This window comes from Labrys sp. WJW (assembly GCF_001676615.1).
Classification (GTDB): domain Bacteria; phylum Pseudomonadota; class Alphaproteobacteria; order Rhizobiales; family Labraceae; genus Labrys; species Labrys sedimenti.
Genome location: NZ_LYXZ01000018.1, coordinates 122,703 through 139,942 on the forward strand (window position 1 = coordinate 122,703; position 17,240 = coordinate 139,942).

Below are 17,240 nucleotides of genomic sequence, written 5' to 3' on the forward strand. Positions count from 1 at the left end.
CGGCAAGGCGACCTTCAGCCGCCATCGATCTCGGAAAGGCGAGGCAGTGTCGTTGAACCAGGACGAGCGGAAGACAGGCAGCGCCATCATGGGCGTGATCCTCGCGGGCGGCTTGTCGCGCCGCATGGGTGGCGGCGATAAGGGACTGTCCCTGCTGGGCGGGCGGACGATACTCGAACGCATCGCCGCGCGCCTGCGTCCGCAGGTCCGCGCACTCTTTCTCAACGCCAATGGGGATTCCGCGCGCTTCGAGACACTGTCTCTTCCGATCCTGCCGGACGGCGTGCCGGATTTTCCGGGACCGCTGGCCGGTGTGCTCGCCGGTCTCGATCATGCGGCGCAGGCCGGTTTTGACGAGGTCGCCGTGGTGCCTTGTGACGCTCCCTTCCTGCCGGCGGATCTGGTGGCAAGGTTGCGGGCGGGGACACAGGCGGGAAGGGGTGCCGTCGCAGTCTCGGCCGGCCGGCGCCATCCGACGGCGTCGCTCTGGCCCGTCGATCTGCGCACCGCTCTGCGCAAGGCCTTGGTCGAGGAGGATCAGCGCCGGGTCGAGACCATCCTGCGGCAGCACGATTTCGCGGAAGTGGCGTGGGTGGCCGAACCCTTCGATCCCTTTGTCAACGTCAACGATCCCGACGGCATGGCGGAGGCGGAGGCGCTTCTCGCCCGTTTCCCCGCGGCCTGACCGCGGAAGCTGTCTCATCGCGCAGCAGTGCGGCCATCTGGCCTTAATTCCGCGCCGGTGATAGAAGCGCGGCGATTGCTAGAGCTTTTTGCGATCTACGGGGCTTCCCGGTAAACGCAGAGGCGCGTTGAAACCAAAGTCGGAGTGCAGCGGGATTTGGCAAAAACCTGCGCTGCTCCAGGAGTTGCCACCATTTCCACAGAGGCTCAGAACACAGTCCGCGCCATGCCGTTGCTGCGGCGCCTGTTCTCCGACGAAGGAAGCAAGCATACCCGCTCCTATGGCGTGGCGATTGCTGCCGGCGCCATCGAAGCATCCATGGGTGGTCTGGTGGCTTGGCTGATCGGCCCGGTCATTGGTGCCATGGCAGAAAAGCAGAACATGGGGCAGATTGTTGGCCTTGCGCTGATAGTCGTCGCGGTCTTCCTGGTTCGTGGCGCGGCTGCCTACACCAAGGACACCGTGCTCGCCCGTATCGGTAACTCCATCATCGCCAGCGTGCAGCAACGGTTGTTCAACCACGTCGTCCAGCAGGACATGGCCTATTTCAGCGCGCGCCATTCCACGGAAATGGTTGCCTCGAATACGTTTGTGGCCAATTCCTCGCGCATCGCTTCCAATCTTCTGGTCACCTCGATTTCCAACGTCCTGCAGGTTGGAGCGTTGATCGCCGTGATGATCATGCGCGATCCACTGCTGGCCCTATCAGCCATTATCGTGATGCCGCCGGCGGTACTCGGTATCCGCTACATCACCAAGCGGATCCGGCGCGTGGTGAAGCGGCAATATCAGAGCACTGCGCAGATCACCGGCATCATCCAGGAAACCTCGCAGGGGATCCGGGTGGTCAAGTCCTTCGGCATGGAAGAAGCGATGCGAGGGCGCATGGCGGGTGGCGTTGCCGAAGCGCAGTCGGCCGCCAACAAGATGGCCGGGCTCGGCAACCGGACCGGCCCGATCATGGAGACCATGGCCGGCTTTGCCATCGCGGCCGTGATCATCTATGGCGGCTGGCGCATCACCGAGGGCCAGCTCACCGTCGGGCAGTTGACTTCTTTCCTAGCCGCTTTCCTGATCGCTTATGCTCCGTCCAAGGCCTTGGCTCGTGTGAATGTCGATCTGAATGCGGCCGTCACCGGGGTGAGCATGTTCTATGACGTCCTCGACGAGCCGGCGCGCGAAGGGCCGATCGAGGAGGCCAAGCCAGCTTTCGTCAACAAGGGCGGCCATATCGTCTTCGACCATGTGAATTTCGGCTATAAGCCGGACGAACCGGTCCTGCAGGACCTCTCCCTGATCGCTGAAGTTGGCAAGACCACGGCTCTGGTCGGTCCGTCAGGCAGCGGCAAGTCGACCGTGCTCAACCTGATCCTGCGCTTTTATGAGCCAGGCTCCGGCGCAATCCGCATCGACGGGCAGGACATCGCGTCGGTTTCCGTCGCCAGCCTGCGCAGTGCCATGGCCTATGTCGGCCAGGACGTCTTCCTGTTCGCCGGCACCATCCGGGAGAATATCGCCTTCGGCCGGCCGGGTGCCTCGCAAGAGGCGATCGAGGCGGCGGCCAAGGCCGCCTATGCCCATGATTTCATCGTGGATTTCGACCGGGAATACGACACCGAGGTCGGAGAGCGCGGCCTGCAGCTTTCCGGCGGGCAGCGTGCCCGCATCGCGATCGCGCGTGCCATCCTGCGCGATGCCGCAATCATCCTCCTCGACGAGGCTACGGCCGCTCTCGACTCGCAATCCGAACAGGCCGTCCAGAATGCCCTCGACGATCTCTGTGCTGGCCGCACCGTCGTGGTGATCGCCCACCGGTTGCAGACCATCCAGGAAGCCGACAAGATCTGCGTGATCGACGGCGGCCGGCTGGTCGAGGAGGGTAGCCATGAGGAACTGCTCGCCAGGGCAGGGCGCTATGCCGCCCTCCACGCGGTGCAGTTCCGCGACGAGCCCCAACTCCTGACTCTCTGAAAAGGTTTTGTTTCGTGAAATCCGTTGCTCTCTTCGATCTCGATGGCACTTTGGTCGATGCCGATCACCTGCATTACGAGGCCTGGCGCGAGATGGTGGCGCCGCACGGGATCGAGCTCTCCCTCGACACCTATGTCTCCGAGATCATGGGCCAGCCCAACAGCCTGCTCGCCAGGAACTTCCTGAAGGATCTCGACGAGGACGTCGCCCTCAAGCTCGTCGACGACAAGGAGGCGATGTTCCGCAGCCTCTTTGTCGGGCTGAAGCCGGCGAAGGGGCTGACGGATTTTCTCGACTGGCTGGAACGGAACGGCGTGCCGATCGGTGTGGTCACCAACGCGCCCCGGGACAATGCGGAGCATCAGCTGGTCAATCTGGGCCTGGTGGAACGCTTTCCGACCGTGGTGATCGGCGCCGAGGTTGCCCATCCCAAGCCCCATCCCGATCCCTACCTCGTCGGCCTGGAACGCCTGCAGGGGCGCGCCGCTTCCAGCCTGGCTTTCGAGGATTCGCGCTCCGGCATCACGGCCGGCAAGGCGGCGGGCCTTGCCGTGATCGGTCTTGCCACCAGCATGACTGAGGAAGCGCTGCTGGCGGCAGGCGTGGAACTGGCAATCCCCGACTACACCGACCCACGGCTCAGGCCCTTCGCGGCGACCCGGCTCGGCATCGCCTGATGGCACCGGTGACCTGGATTCCACTTGCCTGCCCGATTCCTCTGCGTAAGCTTTTCTCGATTCGAGAGCGTTGATCGCGGTGCTGAAGCGGAAGCTGCATGACTCTGACACTGGCAAAAGTTGAGGAGCTTGCACCCGATCAAGGCTCGATCGACGCTGCCCGCAAATTGCTGAAACCCTCGCTCTGGCCGACCATCGCCCAGGACGAACAGGGTTTGATCTGGGGGGAGTGCCAGGGGTCGGGCTCGCTGCCCTATCGCGTCGTCGTCGCGGAAGCCGACCTCGGCTACAAATGCAGCTGTCCCAGCCGCAAATTTCCTTGCAAGCACACGCTTGCCTTGATGTGGATGCGAGCCGACGGCAAGTCCTTCGGCCCGGCCGAGCGGCCTGACTGGGTCGCGGAATGGCTGTCGCGTCGTCGTCCATCCAGCGGTGCTCGCCCGGCGGCTACGGCTGGAGACGACAAGCCCAGGGCGTCCCTCGATGCCGCGCCTGTTGAGGAGGAGGCTGCGCCCGATCCCAAGGCGTTGGCCCGCGCCGCCGCTCAGCGCGAGCGCGTGCGCCAGGAGCGTGAAGCCTCGGTCCTGGCCGGGCTCGATGACCTCGATCGCTGGCTGCAGGACCAGATCGAGCGCGGTCTTGCCGGCTTTCAGGCGATGGCCGTCGATCAATGCCGCATGTTGGCGCGGCGCCTCGTCGACGCCAAGGCTCATGGCCTCGCCGCCCGCGTCGAACAATTGCCGGCGGCGCTTTTCGCCATGCCGGACGAAGAACGCGGCGACTTTCTGGTGCAGCGCCTCGGCGAGCTCTTCCTCATCGCCGAGGGCTACCGCCGGCAGGCCAGCCTGCCGGCGGCGCTCGCCGCCGATGTCCGCCTCGCGGTCGGCTGGACGATGACCAAGGAGGCCCTGTTCGCCGATCCCGACGCGCTCCGACAACGCGGCCGCTGGATGGTGCTGGCAAGCGTGAATGAAGTGCAGCCCGACAAGCTCCGGCGCCTGGAGACCTGGCTTGGCCGGCTCGATGGCGGGGAGGGCCCGCGCTTTGCCCAGATGATCGACTTCATTCCCGTCTCGGTCGGCAATGCCGGTACCCTCTACGCGCCCGGTGAGTGCCTGGACGCGGAGATGCTGTTCTATCCTTCCTCCGTTCCCCTGCGCGCCATCATCGCCGAGCAGGTGGGCGGCATGGAAAGGATCGAGGCCTGGCAGCCTCCGGCCGAAGACCTGCCGGCTGCGATCGAGGATTATGAAGCCCGTCTGGCCGGCAAACCCTGGCTCGGCGATTGGCCGATCGCGGCGCGCGACGCCATCGTCGTGCAGACGCCGCAGGGCGCGGTGCTTGCCGCGCAGCAGGGCGAGATCGCTCTCCCGCTTCGGGCCAGGCCCGGCGACGACAGCCTCGAGGCCCTGGCCGGTATCGCCTGCAATGCTGTCTTCGGCATCTGGGATGGGCATCGTCTCGAACTGAAGCTCGCCGAGACGCCGCTCGGACGCTGGATCGCAGGGTAGGACGATGCTCGACGCCACCTCAGCCGAAGCCTTGATGCGCGGTTTCCTGCTCGGCACCGGGCGGCAGGCCGTGCCCATTGCCAGGGCGTTCGATGGCATCCTCGACGCGAAGGCAGAGAAAGTACAGTTGCAGGCACTCGCTTTGTTGGGACAGCACCAGCGCTTCCTCCGGCGCTGGTCGCGGCGGGTGGAAGCAAAAAGACCCGCCTTCGAAGACAGCCGAGCCCTGCCGCCGCCCGCTGCCCGGCCGCTCATGGTCTCGCTCCTGTCGGGCAAGAATGGCAGCGCCGATGATGGCCTCGCTTATGCCATTGCCGATACGCTCGATCGCCGCAGGATGAAGATCCATCCCTTCGATCTGCCCCGCCTCGAAGGTTTCGCGCGTCTTCATGCCGAACGCCTCGGCACCAGCGCCCTGGCCTGGGTCAACCGGAATGCGGTTCCCGAAGAGGGGGACGAGGAAAATCCCTATTTCTTCGTCGAAAGGATTGATGCTTCGAATTGGCAGCAAGGCTGGCCGAGCCAGAAGGCGGGCTTCATCCGCGAGCAGCGGCGCGTCGACGCTGCCAGGGCACGGGACCTGGTCGCCGCCGCCTTGGCCTCCGAACGGGCGCCGGTGCGCGCCACCCTGGTCAAGGCCCTGGCGGTTGGCCTTTCGACGGCGGATGCGCCATTCCTGGAATCGCTCGCCACCGACAGGGCACCCAGCGTACGGGATGTGGCGGAGGTCCTGCTCGGCCGGTTACCGGGATCGGTCGCCTCCACCAGGAAGCTGCAGGAATGCATCGGCCGCATCAAGGTCGCCAAGACCGGCCTTCTGCGCCGAGGCCGTACGCTGTCGCTCGATTATCCCGCCACGATCCGGCCCTATCAGCAGCAGCAATGGGCGTTCCAGGCTTTTGCCGGCGTCGGGCTCGATCAATTGGCGCAAGGGCTCGCCATGTCGGTCGAGGAGATTGGCAAGGCCGCGGCCGATGCAATCCTCGGTCTCGTCCTTGCCGCGCTGGCGGTGCGAGAAGGCCGCTGGTCCCTGCTTGCCGGGCTTAGCGAGGGGCGCAGCGATCTGTGGCCCATTCTTGATCAGGTCGAGGAAGCTGATCTCGGCGAGGCGGCTGTGCCGGCCTTGCAGGCGGCGCTGGTTCGGCCGGCGCTTTGGAGCGAATTGCCCACAGCCGAGCAATGGACGAAGCTCTACATGGTGCTGCGCTCGCCGCTCAGCTCCACCATGTTCAAGTCCATCGTGGCCTCGAAGGCCTGGCGCAGCCTTCCCGCCGGGACGGACGATACGCCCACCGCCTCCACCGCCGCGATTCTTTCGGCCATTGCCGCCCTGTCTCCCGCCGCAGAACGAGGCGGGTTGCGGGCCGAACTGCGCTCATTCGGCCCGGCGCTCACCAGCCGCGCCAGCCAGGGCCTGAACCTTCTCGATTTGCTTGATTCCGCTTGATTCCAGGGAGAATTCGTCCATGTCCGATATGCTGCGCCGTTCGGCCGAGGAGATTTTTGCCGAGGAGCTTGCGGCTCTCACCAAGGGTGACGATCGCGTCAGGCCCGCCAATTGGAAGATGTCTCCGCAGGCCGTCGTGACCTATCTGCTCGGCGGCAAGGCCACCGACGGCACGCCGATCCAGCCCAAATATGTCGGCAATCGCCGGCTGATCGAAACGGCCGTTGCGACGCTGGCGACCGACAGGGCCTTGCTGCTGCTCGGCGTGCCCGGTACCGCGAAATCTTGGGTGTCGGAACACCTTGCCGCGGCGATCTCGGGCTCGTCGAAACGCCTGATCCAGTGCACGGCCGGCACGGACGAGAACCAGGTCCGCTATGGCTGGAACTACGCCCAGCTCCTGGCCAAGGGACCGTCCCGGGATGCATTGGTGCCGACTCCTCTGATGCGAGCCATGGAGGAGGGCACCATTGTGCGCCTGGAGGAACTCACCCGCATGGGTTCCGATGTCCAGGACACGCTGATCACCGTGCTGTCGGAAAAGACCCTGCCGATTCCCGAACTCGACACGGCTGTCGACGCGCAGCGCGGTTTCAACGTCATCGCGACTGCCAATAATCGCGACAAGGGTGTCAACGAACTGTCCTCGGCGCTCAAGCGGCGCTTCAACGTGGTGGTGCTACCGCTGCCGACCTCGCTCGACGAGGAGGCGGGGATCGTGGTCAAGCGCGTGCGCGACATCGGAACCAGCCTGGCCTTGCCGCCCATCGAGCCGGCCGACAAGGAAATCGCCCGCATCGTCACCCTCTTCCGCGAATTGCGTGATGGCCAGACCCTGAACGGCAAGATGAAGCTCAAGACGGTGACCGGTTCGCTATCGACGGCGGAAGCGATCTCGGTGGGCGTCAGCGCCTGGGCCGAAGCCGGCCATTTCGGCAATGGCATCATCGACGCCAACGCCATGGCGGCCAATATCGTGGGGGCGGTGGTGAAGGACCCGGTGCAGGATACCGTTGCGCTGCAGGAATATCTCGAAAACGTCGTGCGCACGCGGGAAGGCTGGTCGGATCTCTACGTCGCCATCCGCGACGTGCTGTAGGTGTCGGCCATGGACGAGCGCGTCCATCTCTTCGGTATTCGCCATCACGGCCCGGGCTCGACCGCCAGCCTGCTAGTAGCACTCGAGGCTCTGCAGCCCGCCGTCGTGCTGATCGAGGGGCCGCCGGAGGCGGACGGTCTCATCACCTATGCCAGCCTTCCCGGCATGAAACCGCCCGTGGCGCTGCTCGCCTATGCGGCCGAGGATCCGGCACAGTCGAGTTTCTTTCCCTTCGCATCCTTCTCGCCGGAATGGCAGGCCATGCGCTGGGCTGGACGCCACGACCGGCCTGTGCGCTTCATCGATCTGCCGATCGGCGCCTCCTTGGCCGGGCGTATGCAGCCGGAGTCACCGGACACGTCTGACGATGGCGAGGCGGAGGCAACCGAGGACGGCTTGCTCCAGGAGAGCCTGTTTCAGGGCGATCCGCTCGACCGTCTCGCCGAGATTTCAGGCCATGCCGATGGCGAGGCCTTCTGGAATGCGCTGGTCGAAAGCCGCGGGGCAGCCAGGGAGGTCTTCGCCGTCATCGCGGAGGCCATGACGGCGCTGCGTGCCGGCTTTCCCGAGGATCCCGCCCGCTCGCCGGCGGCTCTGCGCGAGGCCCGACGCGAAGCCCATATGCGCCTTCGCATCCGTGACGCTCTCAAGGAGATCGAAGGACCCATCGCGGTGGTCTGCGGTGCCTGGCACGTGCCGGCCCTCGCCCGCAAGATCGCGATCTCCGACGACAAGGCACTGTTGAAGGATCTGCCGAAAACAAAAGTCGAGGTGACCTGGATCCCCTGGACCGAGACCCGTCTCGCTGCTGCCTCCGGTTATGGCGCCGGCGTGTCCTCGCCGGGGTGGTATGCCCATCTGTGGAGCCTCTACGAGGACCAGGCGGCCGTCATGGAGCCGGATGTGTTCGCCTCGACCTGGCAGACCCGCGTTGCTACTTTGCTGCGCGAGGAGGGCCTCGGCGCCTCCACTGCTTCGGTGATCGAGGCTTCGCGCCTGGCCACCGGGCTTGCGGCCTTGCGCGATCTTGCCGTGCCGGGCCTTGCGGAAATGCGGGACGCTACGCTGGCCGCGCTTTGCCATGGCGATGAAGCGCCGTTCCGTGTGGTGGAAAGGCGCCTGATCATTGGCGAAGCTGTCGGCGAGCTCGACGAGAACGTGCCGCAAATGCCGCTCGCCGCGGATCTCGCCCTCTGGCAGAAACGTCTTCGCCTGAAGCCCGAAGCCGTGGCGCAGGAGGTTTCGCTCGATCTGCGCAGCGAGGCCGGCCTTGCCAAGTCGACCCTGCTGCATCGTCTCGACCTCCTCGGCGTCACCTGGGGGCGGCTCAGCGGTAGCGGCAGCGGGCGCGGTACCTTCCGGGAAATCTGGGTGCTGGCCTGGACCCCGGAGCTGTCGGTGAAGCTTGCCGAGGCGCTGATCCACGGCGTGACCGTCGAGCAGGCTGCCGGCGGGGCGGCCGTGGCGCGTGCCTCCACGACAAGGGATGTTCGGCTGCTTGCCGATCTGGTGCGATTGTGCCTGATGTCCGATCTGCCCCAGGCAGCCGAGCGTTGCATCGGCTTGCTGCAGGCGGCGGCGGTGGATGCGGCCGATGTGGTCAGCCTGATGCAGGCCGTGCCGCCTCTGGTCGCCGTTCTGCGTTATGGCACGGCCCGCAAGATGCCGACCGAGGCGCTTGCTTCGCTCGCCAAGGCGATGGCCGTCGAGGTCAATGCCGGCCTGGGACTGGCGGCGGCCAACCTCGATGACGATGCCGCGGCGGCCATGCGCAAGGCAATGGTGGAGTTCGACGACGCCCTCAATCTGCTGGATGACTCCTATCTCAGCCAGGAATGGCTGCGGCGCCTGCGCCATCTCAGCGGTGACGCATCCGTTACCCCTCTTATCGCAGGCCTTGGCCTGAGGCGGCTTTACGATCGATCCGCGCTGGGAGAGGGCGAGGCTGCGGTCGCCTTCTCGCGGGCGTTGTCGCCGGGCAATGCCCCCAAGGCGGCCGGGCAATGGCTGGAGGGTTTTCTCGGCCATAGCGCGGAGGTCATCCTGCAGGATCCGGCCTTGTTCGCACTCGTCGACGGTTGGCTCAACGAGCAGGAACCCACCGACTTCACCGAAGTGCTGCCGATGCTGCGCCGGGCCTTTTCCGGATTCGGCATTAGCGAGCGCCGGCGCCTGATGGCGGAGGTGGCGAAAGTGACTTCAGGACGGCAGGCACTGCCGAAACACTCCGGCGACGATCTCGCCGCTCCGGGTTTTGCCGCCGCCTTGCCGCTACTCACCACGATTCTGGGGCTCGACGCGCATGTCCGATGAGACAAACGACGACATCGGCATGGAAGCGGCAGGGACTGCAGGCTCTCCGGGCGAGCGGCGCCGGCGCTGGCGCCTGGCTCTGGGCGGGGACGACGATACCGATCTGTCGCCGGACGATGTCCGCATGGATCGCGCGCTTTCGGCGCTTTATGGCGATGGCGAGGGCGGCAAGGGAGCTCCAGGCCGGCGCGGCGGCCTGGGCGGCTCGGCGCCGCGCGTGGCGCGCTGGCTCGGCGATATCCGCGAGTTCTTTCCCACGCCCGTGGTGCAGGTGATCCAGCGCGACGCCTTCGAGCGCCTCAACCTCAAGGCGATGATGCTGGAGCCCGAATTTCTAGCCAGCCTCGAGGCCGACGTTCATCTGATCGCAGATCTCATCAGCCTGCGCTCGGCCATGCCGGACAAGACCAAGGACACTGCCCGCATGGTGGTGAAGAAGGTGGTCGACGAATTGATGAAGCGTCTTGCCCAGGCCACGGCCGAAACCATTCGGGGCGCGGTGTTGCGCGGCAGGCGGACCAGCCGGCCGCGTTACAACGACATCGACTGGCCGCGCACCATCACGGCCAATCTGCGCCATTGGCAGGAGCAGTACCGGACCGTGGTGCCCGAAAGGCTGGTCGGCCATGCCCGGCAGACGCGGACGAAGGCCGAGCTCGATCAGGTCATTCTCTGCGTGGACCAGTCGGGCTCGATGGCGACGTCCGTGGTCTACTCCTCGATCTTTGCGGCGGTGATGGCATCCCTGCCGGTGATCGAGACCAAGCTCGTCTGTTTCGATACCCAGATCATCGATCTGTCAGAGGAACTCGCCGACCCTGTCGAGGTGCTGTTCGGCGTGCAACTCGGCGGCGGTACGGACATCAATGCGGCGCTGGCCTATTGCCAGGGTCTGGTCTCCCAACCGGCCAAGACTCATCTCGTGCTGATTACCGATCTCTACGAAGGCGGCAATGCCGCGGAGATGCTCGGGCGGGCCGCGGCACTGGTGGCCAGTGGCGTCAATCTCATCGTCCTGCTCGCCTTGTCCGATGATGGACGACCGGGCTTCGATGCCAATCACGCCCAGAAATTCGCGGCGCTGGGCTGCCCGGTCTTCGCCTGCACGCCCGACCAGTTCCCGGACATGATGGCGCATGCGCTCAAGCGCTCCGACCTGCAGGAATGGGCAGCCGGGCAGGATATCGCGACGGTCCGGGCCTGAGGGAACCGCCGGTCGGATCGGCACATCTTTAGCGTGCGCTCTTTGGGAGCAGCCGGCTCCCGCAAAACAGGCTTTCCCTCGTCCCGGGAAAACGCTAACACGGGAATCGTCTCATGGGGTGCCCGCAAGGGCTGAGAAGACGGCGGCCGCAAGCGACGTCTAACCCATCGAACCTGATCCGGGTTGTGCCGGCGGAGGGATGAGCTTCGAAGCTTTCAGCTTCACCTCGATTTTCTTCACCGCCGTCATCCGTATCGAACCGTTTTCGACATGGAGGACGCTATGCTGAGGAAATTGCTCGCCGCTCTTGCACTGGCCACCGTCGCCACGACGGCCTCGGCGCAGGACAAGCCGGTGCTCACCGTCTACACCTATGAGAGCTTCTCCGGCGAATATGGCCCCGGCAAGCCGCTGCAGACCGCCTTCGAGGCCAAGTGCAACTGCAAGCTGACCTATGTCACTGCAGATGATGGTGGCGCCCTCTTTGCCAAGCTCAAGCTCGAAGGGGCCTCGACCAAAGCCGACGTCGTGGTCGGGCTCGACGACAATCTGATGGGGGAAGCTGAGAAGTCCGGCCTGTTCGCGCCGCATGGGGTGGCGGCCGAGAAGCTCTCTCTGCCCGAGCCTTGGACCAACAAGACCTTCATTCCCTATGATTGGGGTTATTTCGCCTTCGTCTATGACAGCGACAAGCTCAAGAACCCGCCGGCCAGCCTGAAGGATCTGGTCGACGACAAGAACGGCCCCAAGCTGGTGATCGAGGATCCGCGCACCTCGACGCCGGGTCTCGGCCTGCTCGCCTGGATGAAGGCCGTCTATGGCGACAAGGCCTCCGATGCCTGGAAATCGCTGAAGCCCCGCATCGTCACGGTCACCTCGGGTTGGTCGGAAGCCTATGGCCTCTTCCTGAAGGGCGAGGCCGACATGGTGCTCTCCTATTCGACCTCGCCCGCCTATCATATCGGTGCCGAGAAGAAGACCAACTACAAGGCCGCGATGTTCCCCGAGGGGCACCAGACCCAGGTCGAGGTCGCCGGATTGATCCAGACCTCCAAGCAGCAGGATCTCGGGCGGCAATTCCTTACCTTCCTCATCTCCGATGAGGCCCAGGCCGTCCTGCCTGAGACCAACTGGATGTATCCGGCGAGGACGCCGGCTGCCGGCCTGCCGGAGAGCTTCAAGGCCGTTGCCGTTCCGGCCAAGGCCCTGATGGCGGATCCGGCCAAGCTCGCCGAGAACCGCAAGGCCTGGATCGACGAATGGCTGGCCGCCATGGCGAAGTGAGCAGGGATGTGAGAAGGCGCTTGCTGCCTCATCCTCTATGCCCGGCCTGATCCTCCTTGGCGGCCTCGCCGCACTCGTGCTCACCGCGCTCGCCAGCCTGTTTCTCGCGGCCGGCGGCGACGCCTGGCAGGGTAATGTCGGCTATCTCGTCTCGATTGCCGGGTTCACCGTCTATCAGGCGCTGCTGTCCACCTTGCTGTCGCTCTCGTTCGGGGCGTGCGTCGCCCTGGCGTTGGCGCGGCGGCAATTTCCGGGACGCCGGCTGCTGCTGGCCCTGTTCGGGGTCGCGGCGGCGTTGCCCTCGATCGTGGCCGTGTTCGCTTTTGCCGGCATCTATGGCCGGGCGGGCATTGCCAACACCGTGCTGGGCGCCATCGGCCTGCCGGCCATCTCGCTCTATGGGCTGACCGGCATCCTGCTGGTACATGTCTTCTTCAACGGCGCCTTTGCCAGCCGGGTGTTCCTCGCGGCGCTGGAGACCGTGCCTGGAGAGCATTGGCGGCTGGCAACCTCACTCGGCATGCCCCCTGCCACGATCTTTCGCCGCATAGATTGGCCGGTGCTGAAGCGAGACCTGCCGGCGCTGGGGCTCCTGATCTTCATCGCCTGTGCGACGTCCTTCGCCATCCCCCTTACGCTCGGAGGCGGGCCGGGCAGCGCCACGTTCGAGGTCGCGATCTACCAGGCCATCCATTCCGATGCCGACTTCGCCAGGGCCGCAGTGCTGGCCCTGTTGCAGATCGCCGCCATGGCGCTGCTGGTGACGCTCGCCGCGCCCTTGCTGGTGCGCCCTCCGGAGGCAGCGAGCGTGGGACGCAGGCTGGAGAGGCCCGATCGGGAAACTGGCTGGCTGCGCCTGGTGGACGCGCTGGTCATCGGCCTTGCCCTGCTTCTCCTGCTGCCGCCCTTGCTCGCGGTCATTCATGCCGGCCGCACGCTGGCGGCTGGCGTCGATCCACAGGTGCCCCGGGCCCTCGCGACCAGTCTGGTGGTTGCATTGGCGGCCGCCTTGCTGGCGCTGGCCGCCGCCCTCCTGCTGTCGCGTTCGCGCTTGTCGCTGGCAGGGCAGGGCTGGCCGCGCCTTGCGCGGCTGATGGCTGCAGCCCCTTTGCTCACCCTGGCCGCTCCGCCATTGGCCTTCGCCGCGGGCCTCTACGTGATCGCCCGGGCGCTGGGCGTGACCGATTTCGTGGCGATGCCGGCCCTCATCCTGGTCAACGCCATGATGGCGCTGCCCTTCGTGCACCGGCTCGTCGATCCGCCCATGGCACTGGCGCAGGAGCGCTATGGCCGGCTCGCCGACAATCTCGGCCTGACCGGTTGGACCCGGCTGCGTCTGGTCGAATGGCCCTTGCTGGCTCCCTCGGCCACGGCGGGTTTCGCCCTCGCCATGGCGCTGTCACTCGGGGATCTCGGAGTGGTGGCCCTGTTCGGCTCGCAGAGCCTGGTGACACTGCCGGCGTTGCTCTATGCCAAGCTCGGCTCCTATCGTGTCGCCGAGGCGGACGGTATCGCCGCGCTGCTTGCCGGTCTGGTGCTCGTGCTGTTCCTGGTGGCTGGGCGGTTTGGAGGCCGGCATGCTCGTCGTGGATAATCTCACCATCACCATCGACGACTGGACCGGACGCTACGGCCTCGCCGTTCCGCGCGGTGCGCTGGCGGCCATGGTCGGCCCCTCCGGCGGCGGTAAATCTACCTTGCTGCATGCCATTGCCGGTTTCGAAAAGCCGGAGAGCGGCAGGCTCAGCTTCGACGGGATCGATCTCCTGCCGCTGAAACCGGCCGACAGGCCGGTGGCCATCGTCTTCCAGGACCACAATCTCCTGCCCAATCTCACGGCTCTGCAGAACGCCGGTCTCGCCTTGTCGCCCTCTCTGCGGCTCTCGACCGCCGATCGCCAGGCCATTTCGGCGATGCTCGAGCATGTCGATCTAGCCGGCATGGAAACGCGCCTGCCTTCAGAGCTCTCCGGTGGCCAGCGCCAGCGGGTCGCGCTCGCGCGCGCCATGTTGACCACGCGCCCTCTGTTGCTGCTCGACGAGCCGCTGACGGGACTCGATCCCATCATGCGTGCCGACATGATCGACCTCATCGATACGCTGCGTCGTGAGAAGAACCTGACCGTGCTGATGACCACGCATACGCCCGAGGATGTCGAGGGCAGGGCCGATCAGGTCATCACGGTTGCAGATGGGCGGGTGGTCGCCTGACAAGGCTTCGAACTCGGGGTAAAAGCTATTGAGTCGCTCGCTGTGGCGTCTTTTATCTGGGAGCGCGGACGTCCTCGTCCGCTCTTGGAAGCACTACGCTTGCGGATAGGAAGAGCGGACGAGGACGTCCGCGCTCCCAGGACATTGGAAGGAATCGCCCGGATGGACGCCCGTGAACTCGCCCGATTGATCGCCCAGGGGCGGGGCACCGAGCCGGCGGATCTGGTGATCAAGAATGTGCGCCTGCTCGACCTTGTCAGCGGCGATCTCACCGAGACCGATATCGCCGTCGGCGGGGACCGTATCGTGGGGACCTATGCCAGCTATCGCGGCCGGCGCGAGATCGACGGGCGCGGGCTCGTGGCGGTGCCCGGTTTCATCGACACGCATCTTCACGTCGAATCCTCGTTGGTCACCCCTCCCGAATTCGACCGCTGCGTCCTCCGGCATGGCGTGACTACGGCCATCTGCGATCCACACGAGATTTCCAACGTGGTGGGCGCTGATGGCATCCGCTATTTTCTGGAAGCGGCCGGTGAGACGGCACTGGACCTGCGCGTCCAGCTCTCGAGCTGCGTGCCCTCGACCCATCTGGAGACTGCCGGCGCGAGGCTCGAGGCTGCGGATCTCGCACCCTTCAAGAACCATCCCCGCGTGATCGGCCTTGCGGAGTTCATGAATTTTCCGGGCGTGATCAATGCCGATCCTGCCTGCCTCGCCAAGCTTCTGCCGTTCCAGGACGGCCATATCGACGGCCATGCCCCGCTACTCATCGGCACGGATCTGAATGCCTATCTCACCGCCCGCATCCGTACCGACCATGAGACGACGACGGCCAAAGAGGGCCGGGAAAAGCTTGCCAAGGGCATGACGCTGCTGATCCGGGAAGGCTCCGTTTCCAAGGACCTGCACGCCCTTGCCGAACTGATCACGGTGAGGAACTCGCCCTATCTCGCCTTCTGCACCGACGACCGCAATCCCCTCGACATTGCCGAGGAGGGGCATCTCGATTTCATGATCCGCACCGCCATCGCCCTCGGTGCCGAGCCGCTGGCGGCCTATCGCACCGCGACTCTGTCGGCGGCCATGGCCTTCGGGCTCAGGGATCGCGGCGTGATCGCGCCCGGCAAGCGGGCCGACATCGTGCTCATCGAGGATCTCGACCATTGCGCCGTGCGCCAGGTGATCAGCGCTGGCCGGCTGGTGGAGGACGGCTTGTTCGAGGGGCGGACCCGCATTGCGCCGGTGGGGCTTGGCTCGATGAAAGCTTCTCGCGTTGCGGCGGCCGATTTCCGCGTGACGGCAGGCGGGCCGACCGGGCCGGTGATGGGCGTGGTGCCTGGCAAGATCATCACCGAGCATCTGCGGTTGAGCCTGCCCTACGAGACTGGTTATCGGAATATCGATCTCGACCAGGATGTCGTGAAGGTGGCCGTGGTCGAACGGCACGGTGTCAACGGCAATATCGGGCGGGGCTTCGTCAAGGGCTTCGGGTTGAAGCGGGGGGCGATCGCCTCCTCGGTAGGGCATGATTCGCACAATATCTGCGTGGTCGGCGCCGATGACGCCGACATGGCGCTGGCGGTCAACCGCCTCGGCGAGATCGGCGGTGGCTTCGTGGTGGCCCGAGATGGCGTCATCCTGGCCGAATTGGCACTGCCGGTGGCGGGGCTGATGAGCCTGCTGACTTTTGAGGAAGTGCGAGACCGCCTGATTCCGCTGCGCGCGGCAGCCAAATCCCTTGGTGTCACCCTGGCCGAACCCTTCCTGCAGGTCGCATTCCTGCCCTTGCCGGTCATCCCCCATCTCAAGATCACCGACAGGGGCATGGTCGACGTCGATCGCTTCGAATTGATAACCGCTTGAGTCATGGTCTCGACGGTGCTGCATCTGCGTTCTACACCTGTCGCTCATGCAGTATTCCGGAATCAGTTTCCGGCTAAAAACTTTTGTGATTTGAATAGAAGAATTCAACGCACAACGGTGCACCAAGCCAATTTTAGAATAAAAGTGCATTTCTAATCGAAACGCACTTCGCTTTAGAGTACCCGCGATGAAAATCCTCGTCGTTTATTGCCATCCTTGTTCGGAGAGCTTTGGCGCCTCGATCCGGGATACCGCCCTGCGCGCTCTCGGCAAGGCGGGGCATGAGGTCCGCCTGATCGACCTCTATGCGCAAGGTTTCAATCCGGTGATGAGCGCAGAGGAAAGGCGCGGCTATCATGAGCCGGGCAGCAATGAGGCGCCCGTGGCCGAGCATCTGGCGCAGCTGCGCTGGTGCGAGGGACTCATCTTCATTCATCCCACCTGGTGGTATGGACCGCCGGCCATGCTCAAGGGCTGGCTCGAACGGGTCTGGGTGCCGCACGCCACCTTCACCATGCCTGAAAACGGCAAGGCGATCGGCCCGGTGCTGACACAGATCCGCCTGCTGGGCGTCATCTCCACATTGGGATCGCCCTGGTGGTGGTGGACCTTGTTCATGAAGGCGCCTGGACGCAATATTCTTCTGCGTGGCCTGAAAAGCCTTTGCGCTCCGCGTTGCCGCACGATGTGGCTGGCACTGCACCGTCTCGACGAAACCACCGAAAAGCAGCGCCGCTATTTTCTTTCGAAGGTCGAGAAGAGGCTGGCATCTCTCAAGAATTGAGAAGGGCCGGAAGGTGGTTTCGCAGAATGCTGGGAGGATATTTGAGCAATTCTAAACACGGGGTCGGTTGACGCAGATGCGACCCGGGCGGTGGAATTGCCCGCGAGCTCTGCTGAAAGATCCGCAAAGACCGGGTTTTGCCAAGTTTTTATAAGATGAACGGGTATTCTCACCCTTCGGACTTGACTC

Annotated in this window: 13 protein-coding genes and 1 riboswitch; all 13 genes read left to right on the forward strand. The window is 65.0% G+C overall.

Annotated elements, in window-relative coordinates; translation table 11 throughout:
• Positions 1–88 precede the first annotated feature (88 nt).
• The 13 genes from mobA to BA190_RS12630 all read left to right on the forward strand — a co-directional run bounded on the left by mobA (position 89) and on the right by BA190_RS12630 (position 17,051).
• Positions 89–685 (forward strand): molybdenum cofactor guanylyltransferase MobA, encoded by a 597-nt coding sequence (mobA, locus tag BA190_RS12570; RefSeq protein ID WP_068287697.1) that lies wholly within the window; start codon positions 89–91, stop codon positions 683–685.
• A 225-nt stretch (positions 686–910) separates the two neighbouring features.
• A complete protein-coding gene (locus tag BA190_RS12575; protein WP_068287177.1) occupies positions 911–2,656 on the forward strand; it encodes an ABC transporter ATP-binding protein in 1,746 nt (581 codons plus the stop codon).
• Positions 2,657–2,670: 14 nt separating this feature from the next.
• Positions 2,671–3,333: an HAD family phosphatase gene (locus BA190_RS12580; RefSeq protein WP_068287180.1), complete on the forward strand. Its 663-nt coding sequence runs from the start codon at positions 2,671–2,673 to the stop codon at positions 3,331–3,333.
• A 98-nt stretch (positions 3,334–3,431) separates the two neighbouring features.
• Positions 3,432–4,844 (forward strand): SWIM zinc finger family protein, encoded by a 1,413-nt coding sequence (locus BA190_RS12585; protein ID WP_068287182.1) that lies wholly within the window; start codon positions 3,432–3,434, stop codon positions 4,842–4,844.
• Positions 4,845–4,848: 4 nt separating this feature from the next.
• Positions 4,849–6,291 (forward strand): DUF5691 domain-containing protein, encoded by a 1,443-nt coding sequence (locus BA190_RS12590; protein WP_068287189.1) that lies wholly within the window; start codon positions 4,849–4,851, stop codon positions 6,289–6,291.
• 19 nt (positions 6,292–6,310) lie between these two features.
• Positions 6,311–7,390: an AAA family ATPase gene (locus tag BA190_RS12595; RefSeq protein ID WP_068287192.1), complete on the forward strand. Its 1,080-nt coding sequence runs from the start codon at positions 6,311–6,313 to the stop codon at positions 7,388–7,390.
• Between the two features lie 9 nt (positions 7,391–7,399).
• Positions 7,400–9,703: a DUF5682 family protein gene (locus BA190_RS12600; protein ID WP_068287703.1), complete on the forward strand. Its 2,304-nt coding sequence runs from the start codon at positions 7,400–7,402 to the stop codon at positions 9,701–9,703.
• Between the two features lie 19 nt (positions 9,704–9,722).
• Complete coding sequence (locus BA190_RS12605; protein ID WP_068287702.1) at positions 9,723–10,907, forward strand: VWA domain-containing protein; 1,185 nt, start codon at positions 9,723–9,725, stop codon at positions 10,905–10,907.
• A 104-nt stretch (positions 10,908–11,011) separates the two neighbouring features.
• Positions 11,012–11,124, forward strand: a riboswitch (TPP riboswitch).
• A gap of 53 nt (positions 11,125–11,177) precedes the next feature.
• The gene (gene thiB / locus BA190_RS12610; RefSeq protein ID WP_156771496.1) at positions 11,178–12,191 is read left to right on the forward strand and encodes a thiamine ABC transporter substrate binding subunit; all 1,014 of its coding nucleotides are present in this window, start codon (positions 11,178–11,180) and stop codon (positions 12,189–12,191) included.
• Between the two features lie 37 nt (positions 12,192–12,228).
• On the forward strand, positions 12,229–13,785 hold the full coding sequence (locus BA190_RS12615) for an ABC transporter permease subunit (protein ID WP_068287199.1): 1,557 nt from the start codon (positions 12,229–12,231) through the stop codon (positions 13,783–13,785).
• Positions 13,769–14,401 carry an ATP-binding cassette domain-containing protein gene (locus BA190_RS12620; protein WP_082979690.1) on the forward strand — a complete coding sequence of 211 codons (633 nt, stop codon included), beginning with the start codon at positions 13,769–13,771 and terminating at the stop codon, positions 14,399–14,401. The genes BA190_RS12615 and BA190_RS12620 overlap by 17 nt, the downstream gene beginning before the upstream one ends.
• A gap of 162 nt (positions 14,402–14,563) precedes the next feature.
• A complete protein-coding gene (gene ade / locus BA190_RS12625; protein ID WP_068287203.1) occupies positions 14,564–16,267 on the forward strand; it encodes an adenine deaminase in 1,704 nt (567 codons plus the stop codon).
• A 187-nt stretch (positions 16,268–16,454) separates the two neighbouring features.
• The gene (locus BA190_RS12630; protein ID WP_068287205.1) at positions 16,455–17,051 is read left to right on the forward strand and encodes an NAD(P)H-dependent oxidoreductase; all 597 of its coding nucleotides are present in this window, start codon (positions 16,455–16,457) and stop codon (positions 17,049–17,051) included.
• The last annotated feature ends 189 nt before the right edge of the window (positions 17,052–17,240 follow it).